This is a genomic window from Sphingomonas aracearum, assembly GCF_003345355.1.
GTDB lineage: Bacteria > Pseudomonadota > Alphaproteobacteria > Sphingomonadales > Sphingomonadaceae > Sphingomonas > Sphingomonas aracearum.
In genome coordinates this window covers 733,422-757,115 of sequence record NZ_QQNB01000002.1, presented here as the reverse complement: position 1 = coordinate 757,115, position 23,694 = coordinate 733,422, and the positions used below count along the sequence as shown (strand labels likewise).

General features: G+C 67.1%; 18 protein-coding genes. 9 read left to right on the top strand and 9 right to left on the bottom strand.

Going from position 1 to position 23,694, the window contains the following annotated elements; all coding sequences use genetic code 11:
• Positions 1 to 157 precede the first annotated feature (157 nt).
• The 4 genes from DVW87_RS10850 to DVW87_RS18320 all read right to left on the bottom strand — a co-directional run bounded on the left by DVW87_RS10850 (position 158) and on the right by DVW87_RS18320 (position 4,993).
• Positions 158 to 1,324 carry a CehA/McbA family metallohydrolase gene (locus DVW87_RS10850; protein WP_114687771.1) on the bottom strand — a complete coding sequence of 389 codons (1,167 nt, stop codon included), beginning with the start codon at positions 1,322 to 1,324 and terminating at the stop codon, positions 158 to 160.
• A 34-nt stretch (positions 1,325 to 1,358) separates the two neighbouring features.
• Positions 1,359 to 2,030, bottom strand: coding sequence for a TetR/AcrR family transcriptional regulator (locus DVW87_RS10845; protein WP_114687770.1), 672 nt, complete (start codon positions 2,028 to 2,030; stop codon positions 1,359 to 1,361).
• A gap of 111 nt (positions 2,031 to 2,141) precedes the next feature.
• Positions 2,142 to 4,610 carry a TonB-dependent receptor gene (locus DVW87_RS10840; RefSeq protein ID WP_114687769.1) on the bottom strand — a complete coding sequence of 823 codons (2,469 nt, stop codon included), beginning with the start codon at positions 4,608 to 4,610 and terminating at the stop codon, positions 2,142 to 2,144.
• On the bottom strand, positions 4,607 to 4,993 hold the full coding sequence (locus tag DVW87_RS18320) for a helix-turn-helix domain-containing protein (protein WP_275402084.1): 387 nt from the start codon (positions 4,991 to 4,993) through the stop codon (positions 4,607 to 4,609). The genes DVW87_RS10840 and DVW87_RS18320 overlap by 4 nt, the downstream gene beginning before the upstream one ends.
• A gap of 43 nt (positions 4,994 to 5,036) precedes the next feature.
• Between DVW87_RS18320 and DVW87_RS18500 the strand changes: the two genes are divergently transcribed.
• The 4 genes from DVW87_RS18500 to DVW87_RS10820 all read left to right on the top strand — a co-directional run bounded on the left by DVW87_RS18500 (position 5,037) and on the right by DVW87_RS10820 (position 6,868).
• Positions 5,037 to 5,165, top strand: a complete 129-nt coding sequence (locus DVW87_RS18500; RefSeq protein ID WP_275402083.1) for a hypothetical protein — start codon at positions 5,037 to 5,039, stop codon at positions 5,163 to 5,165.
• The gene (locus DVW87_RS18095) at positions 5,152 to 5,310 is read left to right on the top strand and encodes a hypothetical protein (protein WP_181814802.1); all 159 of its coding nucleotides are present in this window, start codon (positions 5,152 to 5,154) and stop codon (positions 5,308 to 5,310) included. Before DVW87_RS18500 ends, DVW87_RS18095 begins: the two co-directional genes overlap by 14 nt.
• Before the next feature lie 263 nt (positions 5,311 to 5,573).
• Positions 5,574 to 6,410 (top strand): alpha/beta fold hydrolase, encoded by an 837-nt coding sequence (locus tag DVW87_RS10825; protein WP_114687767.1) that lies wholly within the window; start codon positions 5,574 to 5,576, stop codon positions 6,408 to 6,410.
• Between the two features lie 56 nt (positions 6,411 to 6,466).
• On the top strand, positions 6,467 to 6,868 hold the full coding sequence (locus DVW87_RS10820) for a limonene-1,2-epoxide hydrolase family protein (RefSeq protein ID WP_114687766.1): 402 nt from the start codon (positions 6,467 to 6,469) through the stop codon (positions 6,866 to 6,868).
• 223 nt (positions 6,869 to 7,091) lie between these two features.
• Here DVW87_RS10820 and DVW87_RS10815 read toward each other — a convergent pair whose 3' ends face one another.
• From DVW87_RS10815 to DVW87_RS10795, 5 genes are all read right to left on the bottom strand, one after another.
• Positions 7,092 to 8,339 carry an aminotransferase class V-fold PLP-dependent enzyme gene (locus DVW87_RS10815; protein WP_114687765.1) on the bottom strand — a complete coding sequence of 416 codons (1,248 nt, stop codon included), beginning with the start codon at positions 8,337 to 8,339 and terminating at the stop codon, positions 7,092 to 7,094.
• Positions 8,339 to 10,738 carry a TonB-dependent receptor plug domain-containing protein gene (locus tag DVW87_RS10810; protein ID WP_114688201.1) on the bottom strand — a complete coding sequence of 800 codons (2,400 nt, stop codon included), beginning with the start codon at positions 10,736 to 10,738 and terminating at the stop codon, positions 8,339 to 8,341. The genes DVW87_RS10815 and DVW87_RS10810 overlap by 1 nt, the downstream gene beginning before the upstream one ends.
• A 189-nt stretch (positions 10,739 to 10,927) precedes the next feature.
• On the bottom strand, positions 10,928 to 12,301 hold the full coding sequence (locus tag DVW87_RS10805; protein ID WP_114687764.1) for a sugar MFS transporter: 1,374 nt from the start codon (positions 12,299 to 12,301) through the stop codon (positions 10,928 to 10,930).
• Positions 12,302 to 12,435: 134 nt separating this feature from the next.
• Positions 12,436 to 13,455 carry a LacI family DNA-binding transcriptional regulator gene (locus DVW87_RS10800; protein WP_114687763.1) on the bottom strand — a complete coding sequence of 340 codons (1,020 nt, stop codon included), beginning with the start codon at positions 13,453 to 13,455 and terminating at the stop codon, positions 12,436 to 12,438.
• Positions 13,456 to 13,637: 182 nt separating this feature from the next.
• Positions 13,638 to 16,103, bottom strand: a complete 2,466-nt coding sequence (locus DVW87_RS10795; RefSeq protein ID WP_239017859.1) for a glycoside hydrolase family 3 protein — start codon at positions 16,101 to 16,103, stop codon at positions 13,638 to 13,640.
• Between the two features lie 235 nt (positions 16,104 to 16,338).
• On the opposite strand from DVW87_RS10795, the gene DVW87_RS10790 reads away from it, so the two are divergent.
• The 5 genes from DVW87_RS10790 to DVW87_RS10770 all read left to right on the top strand — a co-directional run bounded on the left by DVW87_RS10790 (position 16,339) and on the right by DVW87_RS10770 (position 23,691).
• Positions 16,339 to 19,533, top strand: a complete 3,195-nt coding sequence (locus DVW87_RS10790) for a TonB-dependent receptor (RefSeq protein WP_114687761.1) — start codon at positions 16,339 to 16,341, stop codon at positions 19,531 to 19,533.
• A gap of 118 nt (positions 19,534 to 19,651) precedes the next feature.
• Positions 19,652 to 20,365, top strand: a complete 714-nt coding sequence (locus DVW87_RS10785; RefSeq protein ID WP_114687760.1) for a SapC family protein — start codon at positions 19,652 to 19,654, stop codon at positions 20,363 to 20,365.
• Positions 20,362 to 21,393 carry a cupin-like domain-containing protein gene (locus tag DVW87_RS10780; protein WP_114687759.1) on the top strand — a complete coding sequence of 344 codons (1,032 nt, stop codon included), beginning with the start codon at positions 20,362 to 20,364 and terminating at the stop codon, positions 21,391 to 21,393. The genes DVW87_RS10785 and DVW87_RS10780 overlap by 4 nt, the downstream gene beginning before the upstream one ends.
• The gene (locus DVW87_RS10775; protein ID WP_114687758.1) at positions 21,390 to 22,892 is read left to right on the top strand and encodes a tryptophan halogenase family protein; all 1,503 of its coding nucleotides are present in this window, start codon (positions 21,390 to 21,392) and stop codon (positions 22,890 to 22,892) included. Before DVW87_RS10780 ends, DVW87_RS10775 begins: the two co-directional genes overlap by 4 nt.
• A 112-nt stretch (positions 22,893 to 23,004) precedes the next feature.
• Positions 23,005 to 23,691, top strand: a complete 687-nt coding sequence (locus DVW87_RS10770) for an HAD family hydrolase (RefSeq protein ID WP_114687757.1) — start codon at positions 23,005 to 23,007, stop codon at positions 23,689 to 23,691.
• Positions 23,692 to 23,694 lie beyond the last annotated feature (3 nt).

Genomic DNA, 23,694 nt, shown 5'->3' with positions numbered 1-23,694 from the left:
GCCTGGAAAGCGTCCAGGGTGCGACTTCAAGGCTGCGGCGGCGCAAATTCGCGCGATTTAGAGGAGCGATCCGAGGAGATGGCCAGCGTGATTTGATGGCGGTAAATTGGCGGCCTTGGGCACGAGGCCTATGCTTGATGTTAAGTTTGCCGGCCGGCTAAAACGTCGGATCGAAGTTGAAGAAAACCGGATTGGAGAGCGCGACCATCTTGCCGGCCACCCCGGCGGCGTTGGGCACTTGCGGATACGGAGTCTGCGGCCCCTCGACCTCGACACGATAATAGGAGCGCTCGCCGGCGGGCGGCGTGTCCGCGAAGCGCACCACCGGCCCGGCGCCGCTCGCGGGATATTCGGCAAACTTCTCGCCGTTCCGGATCACCCGGACGATGTAGGTGGCATCGGCCAGCTTTCCGCCCACGAGCCGCACCTCGAAGCGCACCGGCTTGCCGCTCGCTTTGACATTGTCGCCCATCATCATGTCCGCCCGGCCATCGCCGTCGCGATCGGCGGTGAGCTCGACGCGCGGACCGTAGGGGCTGGCGCTGATCGAAACGCGGCCGTTGTCCAGCGCGGCGACCACCGCCTCCGGCGTCTTCGCTGTCGCGAACACCCAGGTCGTCGGCGTGCCAACATAGTTGGCGGTGCGCTCCATGCTGTTCTTGGTCGCCTTGTCGGGGCTCGGCGGCGTGCCGTGGTGCGAATCGCTGCCGCCGCGGCCCGTGATCTTCCGGCCGGTGCGCAGCATGTCGTCCCAGATCATCAGCGCCTCGACATTGCGCGGCCAGAGCACCGAGTTCCACACCTCGATTGAGTCGACCATGTCGAACGAGAAGCCGAAATGATCCTTGCCGCTCGGATGGTTGGCCGAGAGGTGCACGCCGAGCTTACGCTTGAGCGCCAGGATCTTCGCATCGCGCGCGTCGCGGATGTCAAACAGCGCCTGATGATCATAGAGCCTGGCCGAGAAGACGTTGCCGTGGCCGCGATTGGTCGTCCATTCGGCGCCGTAGAGCAGTACGAGCTTGTCCGAGCGGAACTCGGGATCGCTCCACGTATGATGCGCGACGTCGCCGTTCACGTGATTGTCGTGATCGGTGATGCCAAGGAAATCGAAGCCGGCCTGCTCGGCAAAGCCAATGATCGTAGCCTCGCTGTTGTTCGACGAATCGGTGCTGTGGCGCGAATGGATATGGAGATCGCCCTTCATCCAGACGCCGTCGCTCAGGCTGGCAACCGGCGGGATCGCGGGTTCCGTCGCGGCCGGCAAGGCGACCATCGCGAGCGCTGCCGCGAAAACCCATCTGCTGCGTGACGTGACGATCATTGCCTACTCCGACCCTACTTCGGCCGGCTGGATACTAGCTATCGCTATCATTTTTGTGACAACGCACGACCGCGCTGCCGTCAGGAGTCAGGCACAACCCATATTCGGGGAAGCTGAACATCGATCGGAACACGAAAGCCGCATCGGCGAGCACAAGATTCTGGTCGGCCTCCTCTTCCTTGAACATCTCGTCCATCGAATAGGCCATCTCGACCGACAGGCGGGTGCGGCGGCGCAGCGTCGCGCGGTCGACCTGCGGCAGATAGCGGTAAAAGATGTCGGTCAGCAGATCGGTGACGAAATTATGCGAATAGAGCCGGATCGGTGTGAGCGACGGCACCGAGCGCAGCGCGCGCATGATCCAGATCGCGCCGGGCTGGCTGCCGGTGATCTCCGACATCGTCTGAAGCAGCACGATCATATTGTTGGCGAGCGCCTCGATCCCCTGATCGGCAAATTCGGCCACCCACGCCTCCATCGCGACGTTCTGGCGCCGCATCAGCCGCTCGGCGAGCGCGAACAGGATCGCATATTTGTCGTCGAAATAGCGGTAGAGCGCGGGCGGCGTGACCTTGGCGCGCTCGCAGATCAGATTGGTCGAGATGCGCTCGATACCGACCTCGGCGAGAAGATAGCCGGTCGCGTCGAGCAGCGCGTCAAAGGTTCGCCGCGACCGTTCCTGTCGAGGATGGCGATATGCCGTCACGCGCTTTCACTCTCCCGTTGTCGTTCTCGTTCGCGAGGCTGGCTAACATCGCCACCACGCCGCGACAATGGAAGCGACCGGCACGCCCTGAGGCGTGCCGGTCCGTACGTATCAGAAGCGGAAGGTGACCGCGCCGCGGAAGCTGCGGCGGAACTGCGAGCTGCCGATGAAAATCGCCTGGCCTGCCTCGCCATTGTCAATCGTGCCGGCGCGCGGATTGCCGTTCACCAGCCCGAACTCGTTCGTGAGGTTGCTGACGATCAGGTTGAGCTGAACGTTGGGCGACACTTCGTAGCTCGCGGTGAGATCGACCACCCAGAAGGGCTTGAGGCTGATCTCGTTGGCGACGTCGGTGTAGCGCTGGCCGCTATAGTTGATGTCGCTTTCGATGCGTAGCTTGGAACCGAACAGGTTGAACGCCGGCGAGACGCGGAAGCTGTTGTGCGGCAGCCCGTTCATCCGGTGATCGGAATAGTCGGTCAGCACGCCGGCGTTGTTGGTGTAGACGAAGTCGGTGAACCGTGCGTCCTGCCAGGTCCAGGCGGCGTGGAGGTCGAACCACGTGGTCGGGCGCCAGCCGGCCTCGAGTTCGGTGCCCCAGGTGCGGGTGTCGCCAAGCACGCGGAACGGGGTGAGCGTGCCGTTGATGTTGCGGAAGTCCGAAATCTCGTAGCTGTTGTACTTGGTGCGAAAGCCGGTGAGGTAAAGATCGAAGGCCCGCCGCGAGAATTTCAGCCCGCCCTCGATGAAGTTCATCGTCTGGATCACCGGATCGGCGCCGGCATTGCCGATGAAGCTCGAGATGTTGGGCAGGCGGAACGTGTCGGTGTAGCGCACAAAGGCACCGAACCACGGCTCGAACTGGTAGTTCGCGCCGACCGTCCAGGCGGTGCGGTCGAAGCTGCGCTTGTAGGGCGTGAACACGCCGTTGCCGGTGGTCACCGAATCGTCGGCGACCGTGCTGCTCTGGCCCAGATTGACGCGGCGCTTGCCCTCCACTTCGCCCTTGATCGCGATGCGCTCCCAGCGCACGCCGCCGTCGAGGCGCAGCTTGTCGGTGATCTGCCACTCGTCGCTGGCATAGAGGGCGTAGGTGTCCGACGTGCCCTGCGCGTTGTTCCACTCCGAGCCATAGGCGGCCACGCCATTGTCGGTGAGCTTGAGCAATGGCGCGCCGTTAGCGGCATAGACATAGGCGTCGAGCACGCGCGCCTGGTCGGCGACTTCGGTGAGGATCGCGGCGCTGTTGGTCTCGAAGCCCTCGTCGACATTGGCGTAATAGCCGCCGAACGCGAAATTGTGCGTCCCGGCCAGCTCGAAGCTGGCGACGAGGCGCGTGTCGCTGATGAACTCGCTCAGCGGCGTGGTGTAGGAGCGCGCGAGATTGACCAGTGCGAGCCCGTTGCCGTTGGCGTTGGCAAGGTCGTAGTGCTCGCCGCTGTCGCGATAAACCAGGCCGAGCGTGCGGCCGCTGCCGGCCGGCGCCGCCGCCCCGAAGTTGCCGCTGAGCAGCGCCGAGGCCGTCGAGACGCTATACGGCGTGATGCTGTTGCGGCGCGTCCAGCTCTCGCGATAGCGGATGTTCTGCTCGATCTTCACCTTGTCGGCGAGTTCGTAATCGCCGGTGAAGCTGTACTGCGTGAGCTTGACGGTCGAGCCGACTCCGCTGTCGAAGCCATAGGTCCCGTCGGGCGTGCGGAAGTCGAAATAGCGGCTCTCGGGCCCCTGGATCGTGTCGCGTTTGGGATCGAAGCCGGGGACGCCGATCGCGTCGCCATTGGCATCGGTGGTGTAGATACCACCGCCCCAGTTGGTGATGCGCTCGTCGATCCGCTTGATCCCGAAGGTGACCGAGCCGCGACCGAAGTCGCGCGACAGGTTGGCGCGGATCTGGCCGCCTTCGCCGAGGCGGAAGCCGGCGTTGCGCGGACCGTCGTTGAGCCGGTAATAGCCGCCGACGAAGAAGCGCCAGTCGCCGATCGGGCCGCCGAGCCAGCCGTCGACGCGATGCGAGCCATAATCGGCCGCCTCATAGCGGGCGAGGCCCTTGAGCGTGTCGCCGCCCTTGCGGCTGATGAAGTTGATCGCTGCGCCCGGCGCGTTCGAATAGAAGATCGACGACGGGCCGCCGCGCACCACTTCGATGCGCTCGACGGTCTGGTCGTAGCGCAGCGACTGGTCGCCGTTGAGCCAGCCCAGCCCCGGATCGGCCTGAATCGCGATGCCGTCCTCGAGCAGCGCGACGGTCTGGAAGCCGTCGCTCGGGATGCCGCGGACGCGCACGCCGCTGCTCGCCTCGCCCGAGGTGTTGGTGATGAAGAAGCCGGGCACCTGCTTGAGCGCCTCGACCACCCCGATCGGCGCGCGCATCTGCAGTTCCTCGGACGAGATCGTCGAGATCGCGTAGCTGGCGTCGACCTTCTTCTGCTCGGTCGTGCCGGCGCGGCCGGTTACGATGATCTCGTCCCCCTCGGTTGCCTCGTCGGCGGGCGCCGACTGGGCAAGAGCAGGCGAGATCCAGGCAGCCCCGGCGCACAGCGCGCACGACAGGACGAGGCGGGAAACGGTAGAAAACTTCATTTTTGGCAACCCCGATTTGAGTACGGGGGCGCTATGATAGCTTTAATTATCATTTCTGTGACAACGCCGCGATGCGTAGATGACAGTGCCCGTTTGAAGCTGCGGTGCATCACCGGCGGACTCATGCTTTGTGAATGCGCCGACAATGCCGGAATCCTGACGCGAGGAGGGGTGAGCGCCGGGCTGACTGTTGAGACTCTGCCGTGGTGTGCGTCGCCCGCTTCGGTCAGCCTCAACCGGCGAGTGGAGCGATGGAACAGCCGCACACCCAGGTTGCGCTCCAGCAGTGCCACGTTGCGACTGACTGCCGCCGGTGTGAGCGACAGCCACCGTGCCGCCTCCGCACTGCGAATGAAGGACTCGAGATTGGCCAGTGTTTGCACGCGCCATCTTCAACGGATTGCAACCGGTGCGATCAACACAGACATGAACCCGGAGCCTGGCCCGTTTGCCGAAACCCTGAAAGGGCTCGCCGCGCTCGGCCGCTACGGAACGCCGGAGGAGGTCGCCGCCACCGTCGCCCTTCTGGTGGAGTGTCGCCGTGAACTGGCCTAAGCTGCCGGCGGCGATGAGCGGCCTGCCGGATTGGAACGGCCGGATCGTCGTCGACGCGAACAACTTGATCGAGGCCCCGCTGTTCAAGCCGGTAGCGCGGGGTGGCCGCACCTCCTCTGAGGTGTTTGCGGCGCCAGTGTGGTAAAGGCGTTCAACCATCTCCAGTCGCGGTTGCTCATCGGCGATCCGGCGAAAGAAGGCGGCCGGCGGGTGCCGTTCTATTCCGGCGACGACGCCGATGCGAAGGCGTAGATCGGTAGCCTGATTCATAGGCCAGAATTCTTCGGCATCGACCTCGGAGCTCTCGCTTTGAGCAGCCGTCTGGTGCAGTTTCCGGGCGGGCCGTTGCCCGCGCTGAACCTCGTCAAATTCGACTGACTGCTTCCATCATAGGAAAGGAACATCGCCATGCCTTTCGTGACCACCGCTGATGATGTCGAAATCTTCTACAAGGATTGGGGCCCTCGCGACGCCCAACCGATCATGTTCCACCACGGCTGGCCGCTCTCGGCCGACGATTGGGACACGCAGATGCTGTTCTTTCTCGAGAATGGCTTCCGGGTCGTGGCGCATGACCGGCGGGGGCATGGCCGCTCGGCACAGATATCGGACGGCCATGACATGGACCATTATGCCGCCGACGCCGCGGCGGTCGCTCGGCACCTCGATCTGCGCAATGCCGTTCATATCGGCCACTCAACCGGCGGCGGCGAGGCGGCGCGCTATGTCGCGCGCCACGGCGAGCCCGACGGCCGCGTCGCCAAGCTGGTGCTGGTGAGTGCGGTGGTGCCGATCATGGTAACAACCGAGGCGTTCCCGGGCGGGTTGCCGATCGAGGTGCTCGACGGGCTGCGGGGAGCGCTCGCGGCCAATCGAGCGCAGTTCTTCCGCGATCTCCCGACCGGCCCCTTTTACGGGTTCAACCGGGAGGGTGCGAAGGTGGACGAAGGCGTGATCGCCAATTGGTGGCGACAGGGCATGATGGGCAGCGCCAATGCCCATTATGCGGGTATCAAAGCCTTTTCGGAGACGGACCAGACCGACGATCTCAAGGCGATCACCGTGCCGACGCTCGTCCTGCATGGCGAGGACGACCAGATCGTGCCGATCGACCATGCCGGCCGGCTGAGCGTGGATCTGGTGCGAAATGGTACGCTCAAGACCTATCCGGGATTTCCGCACGGCATGCTCACGACAAACGCCGATACGCTCAACCCAGACCTGCTCGCCTTTGTGCAGAGCTGACCGGATGCGGGCCGCAGCGATGCGGCCCGCTCCACCACGTGACGAAAGGGAGCCACATGCCCACCGACACACCCGAGATCGCGCTGGTGCGGAGCTTCTTCGCTCTGATCAACAGCGAGCAGTTCGATGCCGCGATCGACCTGCTGGCGGCGGATGTCTTTTACCACAACATCCCCATGCCGGAGATGCGAGGGCGCGAGAACGTGCGCGGGTTCCATAAGAGCTTCGGCGTTGGAGATCGCGTTCGCGTGGACTGGCGCCTGCTCCGCATCGCCCAGGATGGGGACACCGTGCTGACGGAGCGGCTCGACATCTTCTCGGGCGACAATGGCGGGCGCATCGAGTTGCCGACCATGGGCAGCTTCAGGGTGGTGGATGAAGCAGTCAGCGAATGGCGCGACTATTTCGACCTTGGCAGCTTTGAGCGACAGGCAGCGAGCATACAAAGCGCACACTAAGCCCCGCCGCGAGCGACGTTGCACGGTTGCGCCGCTCCGATCCCACCGCCACAGCGTCTCGCGCCTGCGACGCGCCGCCGAATTGGCCCAGGTTCGGGCTCGTCCCGGAACGCGCAGCCGCCTTCGAGCACCTGCTTCTGCGCTGTCGTGGCGAGAGGCGCTGCGAAGAGGTGTTCGGAGCTGCAGTTAGCCCGTATCTTCCGAGCGCAGCGGCCGGCTTCCCTCAAGCGGCTGCGATTGTTTTCAGTGCCCGGGCAAACGCATCGATGTCCGCCGGCTGGGTGAACAAGGCGGGCGTCACGCGGATGCAGGCGCCGCGCGCAGGCCCGGCACGATGGACGGTGAAGATGCCGTGCTGGTCGAGCAGGCGCTGCGCCAGGGCCATGTTGCCCGGCACATCCGTGATCCCGCGCATCCGGAAGGACGTGATGGCGCCGTGCAGCGCCGGATCCTCCGGCGTTAGCACCTCGACCCGATCGATCAACCGCGCCTTCGACACCCAGCGATCGCGAAGCCAGCGCAGGCGGGCTGCCCGGCGGCTGCGGCCGATCTTGCGCTGAAACGTCAGCGCGGCGGCCACGGTGAGCTGCGCGGCATAGTCCAGCGTGCCGGTGTGAACGCGAGTGTGGATGGCGTCGGGCCCGCCGATCTCCTCCGCCGGGTCCCTGTCGATCCGCGCGAGCGCCGCGCGACGGATGTGGATCAGGCCGACGCCAAGCGGGGCGCCCAGCCATTTGTGCCCGTTGAGCCCGACAAAGTCGCAGTCCAGGTCGGGCAGGGTGAAATCGAGCTGTTGCCAGCTATGTGCGGCATCGACGATCACGTCCACGCCCCGCGCGCGCGCCATGGCGGCGATCTCCCGGACCGGGATCACCAGTCCGGTACGGTGGCTGAGATGGGTGAGCAGGATCAGCTTCAGCCGCGGCTCCGCCTGCATCGCCTCTTCATAGGCGGCGATCAGGCTCGCGCGCGTCGCGGGCTCCGGCAGCGCGATGCGGCGCACCCGCACGCCCCGCCGCGTGGCCAGGCTTTCCATGCAGGCCTGCATGCTGTCGTAATCGAGATCCGCATACAGCACCGCATCGCCCGGGGTCAGGCGGTTGTAGCCGAGGATCAAAGCCTTCAGCGCCTCCGTGGCGTTGCGGGTGAAGGCAAGCTCCTCCGGCGGCACCCCCAGTTCGGCGGCGACGTCGGCGCGGGCGGCGAGCAGATCCTTGAGCATGCCGCGACGCGCGTAGAAGCTGGTGTCCCGGTTCACCCGGGCAACGGCTTGCTGATAGACCTGCTGAACCGGACGCGGCATGGCGCCCCAATTGCCGTTCTCCAGCTGGATCACGTCCGCCGGCCGATCATATTGCGTCGCCACATCGGCCCAGAACCGCTCTTCGTCGGTCGGCACGGCAGCCAGGGCCGGGAGGGGCAGGGCGGCCGCAGCCGCCCCGCCCGCCAGAAGCGTTCGCCGGTTGATCATCAGAAGCTCATGCCAAGCCGCACATAATATTGGCCGCCATCGGTATCATAGGGAGCGTTGCGCGAGTAGATCAGTCCGCGGATCGCCTGGTTGGTGGCCTCGTCCGGATAGGCGTTGAACACGTTCTCCGCGCCCGCGCGCAGCGACAGGTTGGGCGTGATCCGGTAGGTGATCGAGGCATCGAACAAGGCGATCCCGTCGAAGCGCTGGAACAGCTCGCCCGTCGCATTGCCCGTCACGTCCGTCCACGGCCCGTAATAGCGGCCGCGCACGAGCAGGCCGACCGGCCCGATGTCATAGCCCAGAGTGCCCGTGGCGTTGTGCTGGGGCAGCCGCTCCTGGAAGATGCGGCGCTGCGTCTCGTTCGGAACGGCGGCGCTGGTGCCGCTGCGCACGGTGGTTTCGTTGTAGTTATACGCCAGCGCGGCGTTGACCCGGCCCGGCCCCATGTTCCGGGCATAGGTCAGCACCGCGTCGATCCCGCGCGTGCGGGTGTCGAAGTCGTTGGTGAAGTAGCTGACCGAGGTGAACCGATCGGGGTTGGGCAGCCCTGCCGGGATCGCAAGGGTCGCCGACTGGCTGAACCGGTCATCCACGTCGATCTGGTAGAGGTCCACGGTGGCCCCCAGGCCGAAGCCCGTCTGAAACACGAGGCCGGCCGAGATGTTCTTCGACGTCTCCGGGCGCAGCGGCTGCGCGCCAAGCGCGACGGCGAGCGGGTCCGTGGGCGCAAGCCGGCCCTGGTTGAACACCTGCAGCGTGCGCGTGTCCAGGCCCTGGCTCACCACCCGCGTGTTGAGCTGCGCGGGCGTGGGTGCCCGGAAGCCGGTGGAGTAGGTGCCACGCACGCCGACCCAGGAGGCGGGGTCGACGCGGGCGGACAGCTTGTAGGTGAACTTGTCGCCGAAGCTGGAGAAATCCTCGTACCGGCCCGCGGCGCCGAGCGAGACCATGCGCACGGGGCGCCATTCGAGATCAACATAGCCGGCATAGCTGCGCTGGCGGAAGTTGCCGGCCTGGGCCGGGCCGAAGCCGGGAAAGCCGTTCGAGTTGGGGGCCAGCCCCGTCGCCGCGCCCGGGCCGATGGCGTAGGATGCGGGATCGCCCGTGCCGACGATGTAGCGCTCGATGCGGCGCTCTCCACCAAAGGCGATGTTCAGCGGCTCCGCGCCGCCGATCGGCAGCTTGTAGACGAGGTCCGCATTGAGGTTGAACTCGCGCTGGCTCAGCCGGCCGAGATAGAAGCTGGTGGGGCTGAGCGGCCCAAGCGAGGCGTTGAGGCTTTCCCCCAGCGAGTAGTCGATCCGGCTGCGGCCGGCCGAGGCGCTGAGATCGTAGGTGAACCGGTCGCCGAGTTCGCCGCGCAGGCCGCTCGCCAGTTGCAGGTCGGCGAATTCCGTGCCGAAACGCGGGGTGAACCCGGCGGGATAGAGGCTGCCGAAGTTGAACCCCGGAAAGGCGCTGCTCGCGCCATAGACGCTGGCGGTGCCATCGGGGTTGCGCCAGTTGAAGTCGGTTACCCCTTCGCCCTGCTGCACCGTGCCGAAGGCGTAGAGCGTCGCGGCGGGCGCCAGTTCATAATGCATGTCGAGCGCCGCGCGCACGCGCTCCTCGTCCGGCTGGCCCCAGCGCTGCACGGGGTTGGGCACCGCGATGTCGGGATGCGCGGCCTGAAAGGCGATCGCGTCGGGGCGCTGGCGGGTGCGCGAGGTCGCTTCGGCATGGTCGTACTGGCCGGTGAAGACGATCGCGCCGCGATCGCCCAGCGCGATGCCGCCCCGCGCTCCGGTCTGATACTCCTTCCCGTCGCCCTTGTAATATTGGGAGAACTGGCCGAACGCCTCCATGCCGGCGGTGTCGTCCAGGATGATGTTGATGACGCCGGCGATCGCATCGGAACCATATTGGGCGGAGGCGCCGTCGCGCAGCACCTCGACCCGCTTGATCGCCAGCGAGGGGATGCTGGCCAGGTCGGGCGATTGCGCGCCGCGCGTGCCGAGCAGCGCGGAGCGGTGGTAGCGCTTCCCGTTGACCAGCACGAGCGTCTGGTCGGCCGAGAGGCCGCGGAGCGATGCGGGGCGGACAAAGGCCTGGCCGTCCGCCGCGGGCAGGCGCTGGACGTTGAAGGACGGCAATAATTGCGCGAGATTGTCGTTGAGATCGGCCGACACGCTGGAGCGGATGAGCGCCTCCGGCAGCACGTCCACGGGGGACAGCGTGTCATATTGCGTGCGGCCGCGCTCACGCGTGCCGGTCACCACCACCTCGCCCTGGCGCGGGGCGGCGTCGGCGGAACTGGTGGACGCGGCATCCTCCGCGGTCGCCACGGACTGCGCCAGGGCGGCGGGCGCGCAAAGGACGTGCAGCGCGGCAACCGCGCAGCTGGTAACAAGCTTCATGGTGTCTCCCCCCGGCGGCTCCTTCGGCTCGCCTGCCGCGCGGACGTAGAACTCGGTCATGTCAGGCCTGTTACACCGGCGCTGCCCAAGCGTGACAGGGTGGCGTGCCCGCGATGCCGCTTCATGCAGGCTTGCGGCGCGCGCCGGCTACCAAGCGTGCGACCCGGTCGCTGGTTGAGGGCGACCAAGTCACGTCCTGGCGGAGGCTGACGCTCCCCAAGCGGTTGCGAAAGGTTCGGCCGGCCGGCGCGCGTACAGGCCGAATGCGGCGATGAGCAGGTAGCAGCCTGCCGGCAACAACAGGGAGGCGACCAGACCGATCGTGTCTGCAAGCACGCCGGCGATCAGGGGGATCACCGCGCCGCCGAACACCGCGACCATGATGATGCCCGATCCGTCCGCGGCACGCGGGCCCAGTCCCTCGCTGGCCAGGGCGAAGATGGTCGGGAACATGATCGAATTGAACAGCCCCACCGCCAGCAGCGCATTCGCCGAGAAGGTGCCGCCCGTGCCCATGGAAACCAGGATCGCAGCGGCCGCGCCGAGGGCGACCGCGGCCAGGACCTTGCCGGGGCTGATCGCGCGAAGCACGGCCGAGCCCGCGAACCGCCCGATCATCGCGCCACCCCAGTAGAAGAGCAACTGCTTGCCCGCGGACTCGCCCGTCAGGCACAGGGTATGGTCCGATTGCAGATAGGTGACGAGCATCGACCCGACCGCGACTTCCGCGCCGACATACAGGAAGATGGAAAGTGCGCCGCAGCTCAGCCGCGGGCGCCGCAGCAGCGCAAGGCTGGAGAACAGGCTGCCGGTCCGGTGGCGCTCGGTTGTCAGGCGATCGCGGAACATCCAGACCGTGGCGGCAATGAGCGCCAGCGCGACGGCGAGGCCGGCATAAGCGTGTGCCACGGTTTGTGCTTCCGCGACGCGGTACGCCGCCGTCGGCACCAGCGACCCTGCCGGCTGCCCGCCCCGGCATGCAGGATCGACAACCCGCGTCACGTTCCAGAAGGACCGTGCGCTTCCCCCGCCAGACGGGGCGAGCGGCGCCAGGATCAGCACCGATCCGACAAAGGGAAAGATCGTGGTGCCGACCGAGTTGAAGGCCTGGGCGAAGGTGAGCCGGCTGTGCGCCGTTTCCGGTCGCCCCAGCAGGCTGATGAGGGGATTGGCCACGATCTGCACCACGACGATGCCCGCCGCCAGGACGAACAAGGCGAACAGGAACAGCGGATAGAAGCTTGCCCGTGCGGCGGGAATGAACAGCAGGCAACCGGCCATCATCGTCAACAGGCCGATCACCGCGCCGCGCATATAGCCGGTCCGGTTCACCAGCATCGCGCCCGGAATGCCGATCACGGCATAGCCGGTGAAGAAGCAGAACTGGATCAGCATGGCCTGCGTGTAGGACAGCGTGAACAGGTCCTTCAGCTTGGGGATGAGGACATCGTTCAGGCTGGTGATGCCGCCGAACAGGAAGAACAGCGAGAAGACGAACAGGCGCAGCGCCGGCGCATCCGTCTGTGGGCGGGCCGCCGCCCCTTCGGGCGCTCCGCCGCTCATGCTGCCTGTTGCGCCCGCCACCTATCTCTCCCCGCTTCCGGTCTGTCGCTGTTGCAGCGGCGCCGGTCGGCTTCAGCAAGCCGGATCGTGACAACGATGTCAACACAAGACGGCTGGTTCGGATGAGGATGGAACTATTCTGTCGCTTGCGGCGGCGGCGGCCCCGAACTGTCGCGCACGACAAGGGAATAAGGAAGCTCGATGGGGCCGGGCGCAGAGCCGCCTCCGCCCACCAGCATGCTGATCGCGGCGGCGGCCATTTCGGGGTTCGGTTGCCGCACGGTGGTCAGCTGCGGCCAGGCGATGCGCGCGATCTCTGCATCGTCGAAGCCGGTGATCGACAGCTGCTGCGGCACGGCGATGCCATGGCGCATCGCCACCACGAGCGTGGCCAGCGCCATCTCGTCGTTGCACGCGAAGATCGCGGTCGGGATGTCGCCGCTGCCCAACAGCGCCTCCGCCGCGGCCAGGCCGGTGCGGAAGCTGAAATCGCCCTGCATCACCCGGCGGGCGGGCACCGCGATCCCCGCCGCGCGCATCGCGTCCGAAAACCCTTCCCAGCGCGCGACGGCCGCGCTGTGCGTCGGATTGCCGCGGATAAAGGCGATATCGCGATGTCCCAGGCCGAGCAGGTGGTCGGTCAGCTCGCGCGCGGCGGCGCGGTCGTCCATGCGGACGTAGGGCGTGCGCTCCAGCGCCTGTCCGGGGGCGATGCGCACCACCGGCACGTCATGCTCCTCAAGCAGATCGAGCAGATCGGGCCAGTCGCAGATCGGCGGCGTCAGGATCACGCCGGCCAGGCGCAGCTCCTGCAAGGTGGCGGCGAGCTTCGCCATCCAGTCGGGCAGGGAGCGATCGACAGGCTCGACGATCAGGTGATGGCTCAGCTCACGGCAGCGCACGATCGCCCCGCGTTGCAGATCGGCGGCATAGCCGGTGGACGGCTGGTCGAAGAACAGGCCGACCAGAAAGGAGCGCGCGCTCGACAGCCCGCGCGCAAAGGCGTTGGGCCGGTAGGCGAGCTCGGTCACCACCTTCATCACCGCCTCGCGCACGGCGGGGCGCACATGTTCTTCGCCGTTGATGACCCGCGACACGGTCTTGGGCGACACGCCGGCACGCGCGGCGACGTCCTTGATGGTGACCGTGCTCACGCAGCCGGCCCACGATCGCAGCCCTGCCCGGGCGCAGCAGCGAGCGGCCGGCGACCGGCTCCCCGCGCACACCAGGGGAGGCGCCGGACGCGGGAGGCTGGATCGAACATCATCCCGTCAGCCTAGGGCGTGCGCTTCGGGTCAACAAGCAGGAGCTCGACCTGCCAGGGCCGATCCTCCGGTCAGGAGCAACTCGCCGCGCCGGTGGCGGGCGACCCGAAACGGACCGCGGAAATGGTCAGGTCCAGGGCGCCTGCCGTTGACAGGACGAACGGCCTGGTGACCCGGGATAGCTCCGCCGGCGAAAGACAGCGCAGTGGCACCGCGATCTCCCCCCAGCCACCGACCGCCGCCTGGTGCCGCACCCGGTCGGTGACGGGCACATCGTTCAGCGTGACGAGAGCGGTGGGCGCCCCATCCACGCGCAGCGATACGATCAGCGCGACCTCGCCATTGGCTTCGCGCGTGAGGTCCACCGGCTCGCCGACCAGGGCGGCGCTGGCCTGCCCGCGCCCGGTCCAGGTCAGCCGCACCGAATCCTCCTGCCCCGCACGGTCTGCGGCGCGTGCGGAGATGAGATCGGGGCCGGGATTGGCACGCAGATCGTCCGGCGCCCCGATCAGCAGCCGGCGTCCCGCGGTCGGCTTGCCGCGCGCGAACAGCGTGTTCCGGTCTCCGCCGGCATTCGCGCGCACCTCGGGCAAGGGCGCGAGTTCGCCCTTGTCCTTCGCCTTCAAGCCATAGCCATAAGCGAACAGCGGGTCGTAGCCCGGATCCCCAACGTTCAGCGGCGTCTGGTCCGAGCGTTTGGGCCAGCTGAAGGGGAGCGTGCCGCGAAACTCCTGCTTGCCGAACAGGACATCGGCGACGCCTGCACCTTCCGATCCCGGCAGCCAGGCGGCGACAAAGGCGTCGGCGGCGTTGAGATAGGGGTTCACCCACAAGGGACGGCCCGACAGGAACACCGCCACCACCGGAACGCCCGCTGCCTTCAGCCGCTTCATCGTCGCCAGGTTGTCGACGGTCGCCGGGTCGTCAAAGGCGACATCGGCCTTGTCGCCCTGGAACTCGGCATACGGATCCTCGCCGAAGACCACGATGGCGGCGTCCGGCCTGGCCGTCATGCGACCGTCCACGCTCAGCGTCGCGGTTCCGCCTGCCGCCCGCACTGCCGCGTCGATGCCGCGCCAGATGGAGGTGGCGTTGGGGAAATCGGCCGGTGTCGTGCCCGTTCCCTGCCACGACAGGGTCCATCCGCCGGCCTGCTTGGCGATGTTGTCCGCGCCATCGCCGGCCACCAGGATGCGGGCACCGGGCTTGAGCGGCAGCAGCGAGCCCGAATTCTTGAGCAACACCAGCGATTCCTGCACCGCCCGGCGTGCCACCGCGCGGTGATCGGCCGCGCCGAGCAGGTCGTAGCGGCCGGCAAAGGGGCGGGCGGACGGCCTGGGTGCCTCGAACACGCCGGCCCGAAACTTGACCCGCAGCACGCGGCGCACCGCCTCGTCCAGCCGCGCCATCGGGATCGCGCCCGATTTCACGCCGGCCAGCGTCGACTGCCAGATGCCCTTCCAGCTGTCGGGCGCCATGTAGATGTCGAGGCCCGCATTGATCGCTTGCGGGCAGTTGGTGGTGGTGCAGCCCGGGATCTGGCCGTGCGCGTTCCAGTCGCCCACGACAAAGCCGTCAAAGCTCCAACGCTTCTTCAGCACACCGGTGAGCAGGCTCGAATTGCCGGTGATCTTGCTGCCGTTCCAGCTGGAGAAGCTGGCCATGACCGACTGCACGCCGGCCTTCAGCGCCGCCTGATACGGCCCCGCGAACAGGGTGCGCAGCTGCGCCTCGCCCATGCGCGTGTCGCCCTGGTCCTTGCCGTGGTCGGTGCCGCCGTCGCCCAGGAAGTGCTTGGCCGTGGCGATGACGTGGCCGCCCTGCAGCCAGTCGCGCGCGCCGATCCGACCCTGCAGCCCCTCCACCAGCGGGCCGGCATAGCTGGTGGCGATCGCCGGATCCTCGCCAAAGCCCTCGTAGCTGCGGCCCCAGCGATCGTCGCGCACCACCGCGATGGTCGGGGCAAACGTCCAGTCGATGCCGGTCACGCGCATTTCCAGCGCGGTGATCTCGCCGATGCGACGCATCAGCGCCGGATCGCGGGTCGCGCCCAGGGCGATGTTGTGCGGGAAAAGCGTGGCGCCGACGACGTTGGAATGTCCGTGCACCGCGTCGATGCCCCAGATGGCGGGAATGCGGGGCAGGGCGGGGTCGTCATTGGTGGACGCGGTCCAGAAGGCGTCGGCCAGCGCCAGCCAATCGGCGGCGGGCGCGTTGTACCGCCCGCCGGGATCGGAATTGCCGCCGTTGAAGACGGAGCCGAGATGATAACGGCGCACATCCTCCGGCGTGATCGAGGCGATGTCGCCCTGCACCACCTGGCCGACCTTCTGTTCCAGCGACATGCGCGCCAGCAGATCGGTGATCCGGGCCTCGATCTGCTTGTTCAGGCGAACGGGCGATTTTTGTGGGGGCCAGGCGTCGGGATGGGCGGTGCCGGAGGGCTCGGCCGGGGCGGAAGGCGAGGTCTGCGCCGCCGTGCCGGCCGCGAGTGCCAGCAACGCCGCGCTGCCCAGCGCCCGAATCATGAATGACATACCCATCCGCTCCCGCCCACGATCATGTTCTTTGTGACATCGATGTCGGCTGTACGCCGTTCCGTCAAGTGCCGGAAGGCTGCCGCAATCTCCGGCGCGGGAGGTGGCGGCCGGAAAGCCTTGGCCTACACGGCAGAATGTGCGTTGACATCGATGTCTGAAGGTATAGCAAGAGGCATCAGCGGGGACACACCGCAGCAATAAACGACGCGGCTTTGCCGAACGGGAGGGATGAATGCGGGGTCTCACACTATCGCGTGCGCTGGTGCGCTCTGTTTCCGGCCTGGCGCTCGCCGCCGGCATGGCCGCACCGACGGTCGCGACGGCGCAGGTGGCGGCCCCGACGGGGGCGGCCGATCCGCAGCAGGGAACGCCGCAGGCCGACACGGCACCGGGGCGGCAGGCGGAAACGGGCGCTGCCGCGACCAACGCGGTTCCTGATGCGCAATCCGATGACATCGTAGTCACCGGCGTTCGCGCCTCCCTGGAACGATCGATCGCGATCAAGCGCGAGTCGTTCGGCGTGGTGGATGCGATCTCGGCCGAGGATATCGGCAAGTTCCCGGATACGAACCTGGCGGAATCGCTCCAGCGCATCACCGGCGTGTCGATCAACCGCGTCAACGGCGAGGGCCAGCAGGTCACCGTCCGCGGCTTCGGACCCGATTTCAACCTGGTGACGCTGAACGGCCGCACGCTGGCGACCTCGCTCGTCCAGGTGGTGGGCAGCGACAATCCCGCGGCCGGTAATGGCCGCTCGTTCGACTTTTCCAACCTGTCGTCCGAAGGCGTGAAGACGCTGGAGGTCTACAAGACCGCCCGCGCGGCGATCCCCAGCGGCGGCATCGGCGCGGCGATCAACATCGTCACCCGCCGCCCGCTGGATGCGCGCTCGACCGGGCTCACCGGCAGCATCGGCGTGAAGGCCGATTACGAGACGAGCGTCGAGGACTGCCTGAGCTGCGGCGACAAGGTCACGCCCGAGGTCACGGGACTGCTTTCCTGGGCGAATCCCGCCGAGACGTTCGGCGTCGCGCTGTACGGCAGCTACCAGAAGCGCAACTTCTCGACCACCAGCGCCACCGCCAATGGCTGGGCGGTGCGCACGCTGGACGAGTTCCTGAACGATCCGTCGCTCGTGAAGCCGGGCGCGACGATCGGCAACCGGCCCCAGGACGGCAGCACCCTGGTGTCCTATCCGGACTCGGACAACCGTTACCATTTCTCCGAAAACAACCGTGAGCGCATCAATGGGCAGGCGGTGGTGCAGTTCAGGCCCACCGACGGCCTGACCTTCACCGCGGACGCCTTGTATGCGCGCCAGACCGCCAAGGAACGGCGGTCGAACAGCTCGATCTGGTTCTCCCATCCGTTCGACGAGGTGCGTTTCAGCGATCCCGACGACGGCGTGGTCACCGCCGACTATACGCATGAAACCAACAACGGCCTGAACGGCAATCCCGGCGGCCCCAAGGATATCGCGTTCGAGAACCAGTATCGCGCGCAGAAGAACACGCTGCAGGATTATGGCCTCAACGGAAAATGGGAGGTGACCGACCGTTTCACCGTCTCGGTCGACGGCCATTACAGCAAGGCGGCCAGCACGCCGAACAATCCGCTCGGCATGAGCCAGACCGCGGTCGGCCTTGCTGCCAATGTCGTGGCGGAGCACAGCCTCGACTGGAGCAGCGGCTTTCCCGTCGCCAACTGGACGTTCGACGACAGCGTGAACGGCAACAAAAACGGCGTGTTCGACAGCGGCGACGTGGGCAGCACCGTGTCCAACAACTTCACCGGCAGCCAGCGGCAGAAGGTGAAGGAAATCCGCGCCGATGCCGGCTGGGACTTCGGTGGCGGCAGCCGCTTCGATTTCGGCGGCAACTATCGCGATGCCGAAACCAATGCGCGCACGACAACCACGCGCGCGATCCTGGGCGACTGGAGCGCCGCGCGTCCCGGCGACGCGGACGCGGCGGTCGGCGGGCTCCAGCAATTCTGCCTGCTGTGCAAGTTCAACCATTACGATCCGCAGGCCGAAGGGCCGGAGCTGATCGCGTTCCGCACCGATGCGACGCGCCTCTATTCGGGCCTGTCCAGCCTCTACAACGCGACGCCCAGCGTGCTGTCCGACAGCAACGACACGGTGCGCGAGAAGATCTGGGCGGTGTACGGCCAGGTGTCGTGGAAGGGGCAGTTCGCCGGGCTGGATGCCGGGCTGGTCGCGGGCCTGCGCTACGAGCATACCGACGTCACCGCCTCGTCGCTGTTTGCGCTGCCGAGTGCCGTGGAGTGGCAGAGCGACAACGACTTCGCGCTGCAGACCTCGGGAACCCAGGCGTACCGCAACACCGGCAGCTACGACAATCTGCTGCCCGCGATGGATTTCCAGGTGAACCTGTCGGAAAACCTGATCGGCCGCTTTTCCTTCGGCAAGACCATCGCGCGGCCGACCTATGACAACCTGTTCGCGGTCACGAGCGTGGGCGCACCCAACCGCCCGACCTTCTTCGGCAACAGCCAGCCGACCGCCAACTTCGGCAACTCGAACCTCCAGCCGCTGATCTCCGACAATATCGACCTGTCGCTGGAATGGTATTTCAAGAAGGACAGCTATTTCTCAATCGGCCTGTTCGACAAGCGGGTGCAGAACTTCATCGGCAACAACACCACGTCGGAGACGATCTTCGGTTTGCGCGATCCGAGCTCCGGGGCGGCCGGCACGCGCTCCGGCGCCGCTGTCGAGGCGCTGCGGGCGCTGGGCGTGCCCATCGACGAAGCGAGCCTGTTCACGATGACGGCATTGATCGCCAACTCGCCGTCGGCCGCGGCGGCTCAGGCGACCTATGCGGCCAACCTGAGCAACATCGGACCGTTCCAGACGGCCATCGCCAACCAGTACAACATCACCGGCAATGCGGGCGATCCGTTCTTCAGCTACCAGGTGACCAGGCCGATCAACAACAAGAGCGCGCAGATCTACGGCTTCGAGGTCGCCGGACAATATTTCCTCGGCGGCACCGGCTTCGGTGTCTCGGGTGCCTATACCCATGTGGAAGGCGATATCGGCTTCGACGTGGGCGCCACGCCCGGCGTGACGCAGTTCGCGCTGCAGGGGCTGAGCGATACCGCCAACGCCACCTTGATCTACGACAAGTCCGGCATCTCGGCCCGCCTTGCCTATAACTGGCGGTCCAAGTTCCTGGCGAGCGCCAACCGCGGCGACGTGGCGCGCAACCCGACGTTCGTGGCGCCGTTCGGCCAGCTCGATCTCAACATCAGCTACGACATCACGCCGAGGATCGCGATCACGGCGGAGGGCATCAACCTGACCAAGGAGACCCTGAAGACCTATTCGCGCCAGACGAACAGCATCTGGTTCGAGCAGGAGATTGGATCCCGCTTCCTGCTGGGCGCGCGCTATCGCTTCTGATGGCCCTTGTCGGGCTGGCCGGGGCGCTTGCGACGATCCCGGCCAGCCGATAGCCTCCTTCTGAAGCTGGCGCCGACGCCCTCGCGTTGCGCCAGGATACCACAAGGCTCCGGTGCTCATGGTCCTGCTCAACAACGTCGATCATGCGGAGCTTGGTGTTCGCATGGGCCATGGCGCCGAGTTCGGCGACGACCTGAACCGGTTGCCGATCTTCCCTTCCGAGTTCGAGGAAGCGCAGCGCGACTATGCGATCGTGTTCCGGCGCGAGGGCGACGGGTTTCGCGCCGCCGTGCTGCTGGGCTTCGATGCGCGCGAGAACCTGTTCCTGACGCCGGCGGGATGGCAGGCGCGCTATGTGCCGGCGGTGCAGCGCCGCGGCCCGCTGTCGATCGGGTTTCAGGCAAAGCGCTCCGGCGCCGGCGCGGAACCGGTCATCCATATCGATCTCGACCATCCGCGGACCAGCCGGGGAGGCGGGGAACCGCTGTTCCTGGCGCATGGCGGCAATGCGCCGGCGCTGGAGCATATGGCGGACGCGCTGCGCGTCGTTCACGAGGGGGTGGAGGCGATGCAGGCGCTGGGATGGGCACTGGACGGAGCGGGTCTGCTGCAACCCGTGCACCTCGATGTCGAGGTCGGCGAGGGGCGCCGCTATCAGGTGGCGGATGTGTTCGCGGTCGATCGCCAGGCCCTTGCCTCGCTCGACGCGGCGACGCTTCATCGCCTGAACAGCGACGGTTTCCTGGCACTGGCGGTGCTCGCCGCGGCGTCGCTTGCCAATGTCGGGCGGCTTGCCGCGTTGAAGCGCGACAAGGACGCGCTGGCCGCATGACGGCGGTCCCCCGTCCGGTGCGGCGCCTGGAGGGGCTATCCCCCGAACGGCTGCCGTTTGCCGAACTGGTCGCGGCGGGCGAGCCGGTGATCCTGACGGGCGTGGTGCGCGACTGGCCGATGGTGGCGGCGGGGGCGCGCTCCGCCGACGAGGCCGTCGCCTATCTGAAGGGCTTCTATCGCGGCCAGCTTGTGGTCGGCTCCACCGCGCCGCCCGAAGCCGGCGGGCGGTATTTCTACGACCACACCCTGACCCGGCTCAATTTCGAGCCCGCACGTGTCGCGCTCGACGCCTATCTCGATCGCATCCTCGATTACCGGGACGATCCGGCGCCGCCCTCTTTCTACGTCGGCTCCACCGATCTCGACACCTACCTGCCCGGGTTCAGGGCCGCCAACGACCTGGCACTGGGCGATCCGATGTTCGACCCCGATCGCCTGCTGGTGAGCATCTGGATCGGCAACCGCACGATCGCCTCGACCCATTACGACATGACCAACAACATCGCCTGCTGCCTTGTCGGGCATCGGCGGTTCACGCTGTTTCCGCCCGAACAGGTGCGCAACCTGTATCCGGGTCCGCTCGAGCCGACGCCGGGCGGGCAGGTGGTCAGCCTGGTCGATCTGCGCGCGCCCGACATGGACCGTTTTCCCCGCTTCGCCGAGGCGATGGAAAGCGCCCGGGTCGCCGAACTGGAGCCGGGCGACGCGCTCTTCTACCCGGCGATGTGGTGGCACAATGTGGAGGCGCTCGACGCCTTCAACGTCATGGTCAATTACTGGTGGAACGAGGCCCCGGCGTTCATGGACACGCCGATGAATACGCTCCTGCACGGCCTGCTCAGCTTGCGGGACCGGCCGATGTCCGAGAAGCAGGCCTGGCGGGCGCTGTTCGACTTCTACCTGTTCGGCCCCGCCGAGCAGGCGGCCGCGCATCTGCCCCCCGAGGCGCGCGGGCCGTTGGCGCCGCTCGACCGGGTGGCGGCGCGTCGGCTGCGGGCGCTTCTCCAGCACAGGCTCAATCGATGACCGACATGCCTCCCGCCCTGCCGGACATCGTCATCGCGGGCGGCGGCACCGCCGGCTGGGTGGCGGCGGCGGCCTTTGCCAGCCAGTTGAACGGGCTGGCGCGCATCGTTCTGGTCGAATCCGACGAGATCGGCACCGTGGGGGTCGGGGAATCGACCATTCCCACCATCCGTACCTTCCACAACCTGCTCGGCATCGACGAGCGGCGTTTCATGGCGGCGAGCCAGGCGACGTTCAAGCTGGGCATCTCGTTCGAAGGATGGGAAACGCCCGAACGCCGCTACTTCCACGCGTTCGGTTCGGTGGGCCGGTCGGTGTTCATGGCGGACTTCCAGCATTTCTGGCTGGAAGCGGCCGGGCGCGGCTTTGGTGGCGAATATGGCGACTATTCGCTGGAGTCACAGGCGGCCGCGCAGGGCAGGTTCGCGGCCGGCGCCAAGTCGCCGCTGTCCTACGCCTATCATCTCGACGCCACGGCCTATGCCCGGTTCCTGCGCGGGCTGGCGGAAGCAGCCGGGGTCCGCCGGGTGGAGGGCAGGATCGAGCGGGTCGAGCGCCACGACGATGGCGACATCGCCGCGCTCCACCTGGCATCGGGCGAGCGGGTGCAGGGCGACGTGTTCGTCGATTGCACCGGTTTCCGGGCGCTGCTCATCGGGCAGACGCTGGGCAGCGACTTCGTCGATTGGAGCGAGTGGTTGCGCGCCGACAGCGCCTTTGCGGTGCAGAGCGCGCCGAGCGGGGCGCCCGTCCCCTATACGCGGGCGATCGCGCATGCCGACGGATGGCGCTGGCGCATCCCGCTGCAGACAAGGATGGGCAACGGCATCGTCTTTTCCAGCAAGACGCTGTCGGCGGACGAAGCGCGTGCGCGCTTGCTGGGCGCGCTGGACGGTGAGCCCCTGTTCGAGCCGCGGCTGCTGCGCTTCACCAGCGGGATGCGCCGCGAGGCATGGCGCAACAACTGCCTCGCGCTCGGGCTGGCCGCCGGCTTCATCGAGCCGCTGGAATCCACCAGCATCCACCTGGTCATGACGGCGGTGACGCGCTTCCTTCAGGCTTTTCCGTTCAACGGAGCGGCACCGGCCGTGCGCGATCGGTTCAACGCGCAGGCGCGCGCCGAGTGGGAGCATGTTCGCGACTTCATCATCCTCCACTACCATCTCAACCGGCGGCCGGAGGCGTTCTGGCGGGAGTGCGCGGCCATGCGCGTGCCGGACACGCTGGCGCAGCGCATCGCGGTGTTTCGCGACAGTGCCGGTGCGTGGCAGGACCAGGACGAGATCTTCCGCACGGACTCGTGGGTCGAGGTGATGCTCGGGCAGGGCGAGCATCCGCGCGCGCATCATCGATTGCCGTCCCTGCTTCCCGACGACCAACTCCGCCAATCGCTCGGCGAGCTTTCGCGCGGGATCGCCGAGCAGGTGCGGGGCCTGCCCTCCCACAAGGATTTCCTGGACAGCTATTGCCCCCATCAGGGTAGCGCGGCAGCCGCGTGATCCCCAATGCGTGGAGGTCGGCGCACCAGCGCCTGTCGGCAACGTGCTGCGCGCCCCTGCCTTCTTGGCGGATCGGGTTTCCCTTTCCCGCCGTCGATGGCAGGGGCGGTATATGCATCACGTCGCTTTCTATGATCTCGATCGAACGGTTACCCGTCTCCCGACCTGGTTCGCGTTTCTGGTTTCCAGCGCACCGCGGTGGCGCGTGGCGTTCCTGCCGGCGATGGCCGGCATGTGGCTCGCCTACACGCTTGGCCTGATCCGGCGCGACCGGCTGAAGGAGCTGATGCATCGATTGATGCTCGGGGGAGCGGTTCGCGGCGATCGCATGGCGGCGCTTGCCGAGCGGTTCGCCGATCGGACCTTCAACCGCAACATCCGTCCCGGCGCGCCCTTGCGCATCGCGGGCGACCGTGCGGAAGGATATCGTGTCGTGCTGGCGACGGCTGCGCACCGTTTCTATGCCGAGGCGCTCGCGCGTCGGCTGGGCATCACCGACGTCGTCGCAACCGATGCGAGCGTCAACGCCGCGGGTGCGATACTCCACCGGCTGGCGGGCCCGAACCTTTACGGCCCGGCCAAGCTCGCCGCCGTGGAGGCGTGGTTGCGCGCAGGCGGCATCGAGCGCGGCGCTGCGCGGCTTCGCTTTTACACCGATCATGTCTCCGACGCGCCTTGCCTGAACTTCGTCGACGAGCCGTTCGCCGTGAACCCGCATCGACGTTTGCGGGCCCTTGCCTCGGCCTGCGGCTGGCCGGTGCTCGACTGGCGCCCCGCCGCCGCAGCGCAGGGCCTCTGAACG

What these genes read in the sequence shown, in the direction of transcription:
- DVW87_RS10850 (WP_114687771.1), bottom strand. Translation starts at nt 1,324, where the DNA reads ATGATCGTCACGTCACGCAGCAGATGGGTTTTCGCGGCAGCGCTCGCG.
- DVW87_RS10840 (WP_114687769.1), bottom strand. Translation starts at nt 4,610, where the DNA reads ATGAAGTTTTCTACCGTTTCCCGCCTCGTCCTGTCGTGCGCGCTGTGC.
- DVW87_RS18500 (WP_275402083.1), top strand. Translation starts at nt 5,037, where the DNA reads ATGAACCCGGAGCCTGGCCCGTTTGCCGAAACCCTGAAAGGGCTCGCC.
- DVW87_RS10825 (WP_114687767.1), top strand. Translation starts at nt 5,574, where the DNA reads ATGCCTTTCGTGACCACCGCTGATGATGTCGAAATCTTCTACAAGGAT.
- DVW87_RS10820 (WP_114687766.1), top strand. Translation starts at nt 6,467, where the DNA reads ATGCCCACCGACACACCCGAGATCGCGCTGGTGCGGAGCTTCTTCGCT.
- DVW87_RS10815 (WP_114687765.1), bottom strand. Translation starts at nt 8,339, where the DNA reads ATGATCAACCGGCGAACGCTTCTGGCGGGCGGGGCGGCTGCGGCCGCC.
- DVW87_RS10810 (WP_114688201.1), bottom strand. Translation starts at nt 10,738, where the DNA reads ATGAAGCTTGTTACCAGCTGCGCGGTTGCCGCGCTGCACGTCCTTTGC.
- DVW87_RS10805 (WP_114687764.1), bottom strand. Translation starts at nt 12,301, where the DNA reads ATGAGCGGCGGAGCGCCCGAAGGGGCGGCGGCCCGCCCACAGACGGAT.
- DVW87_RS10795 (WP_239017859.1), bottom strand. Translation starts at nt 16,103, where the DNA reads ATGTCATTCATGATTCGGGCGCTGGGCAGCGCGGCGTTGCTGGCACTC.
- DVW87_RS10790 (WP_114687761.1), top strand. Translation starts at nt 16,339, where the DNA reads ATGCGGGGTCTCACACTATCGCGTGCGCTGGTGCGCTCTGTTTCCGGC.
- DVW87_RS10785 (WP_114687760.1), top strand. Translation starts at nt 19,652, where the DNA reads ATGGTCCTGCTCAACAACGTCGATCATGCGGAGCTTGGTGTTCGCATG.
- DVW87_RS10780 (WP_114687759.1), top strand. Translation starts at nt 20,362, where the DNA reads ATGACGGCGGTCCCCCGTCCGGTGCGGCGCCTGGAGGGGCTATCCCCC.
- DVW87_RS10775 (WP_114687758.1), top strand. Translation starts at nt 21,390, where the DNA reads ATGACCGACATGCCTCCCGCCCTGCCGGACATCGTCATCGCGGGCGGC.
- DVW87_RS10770 (WP_114687757.1), top strand. Translation starts at nt 23,005, where the DNA reads ATGCATCACGTCGCTTTCTATGATCTCGATCGAACGGTTACCCGTCTC.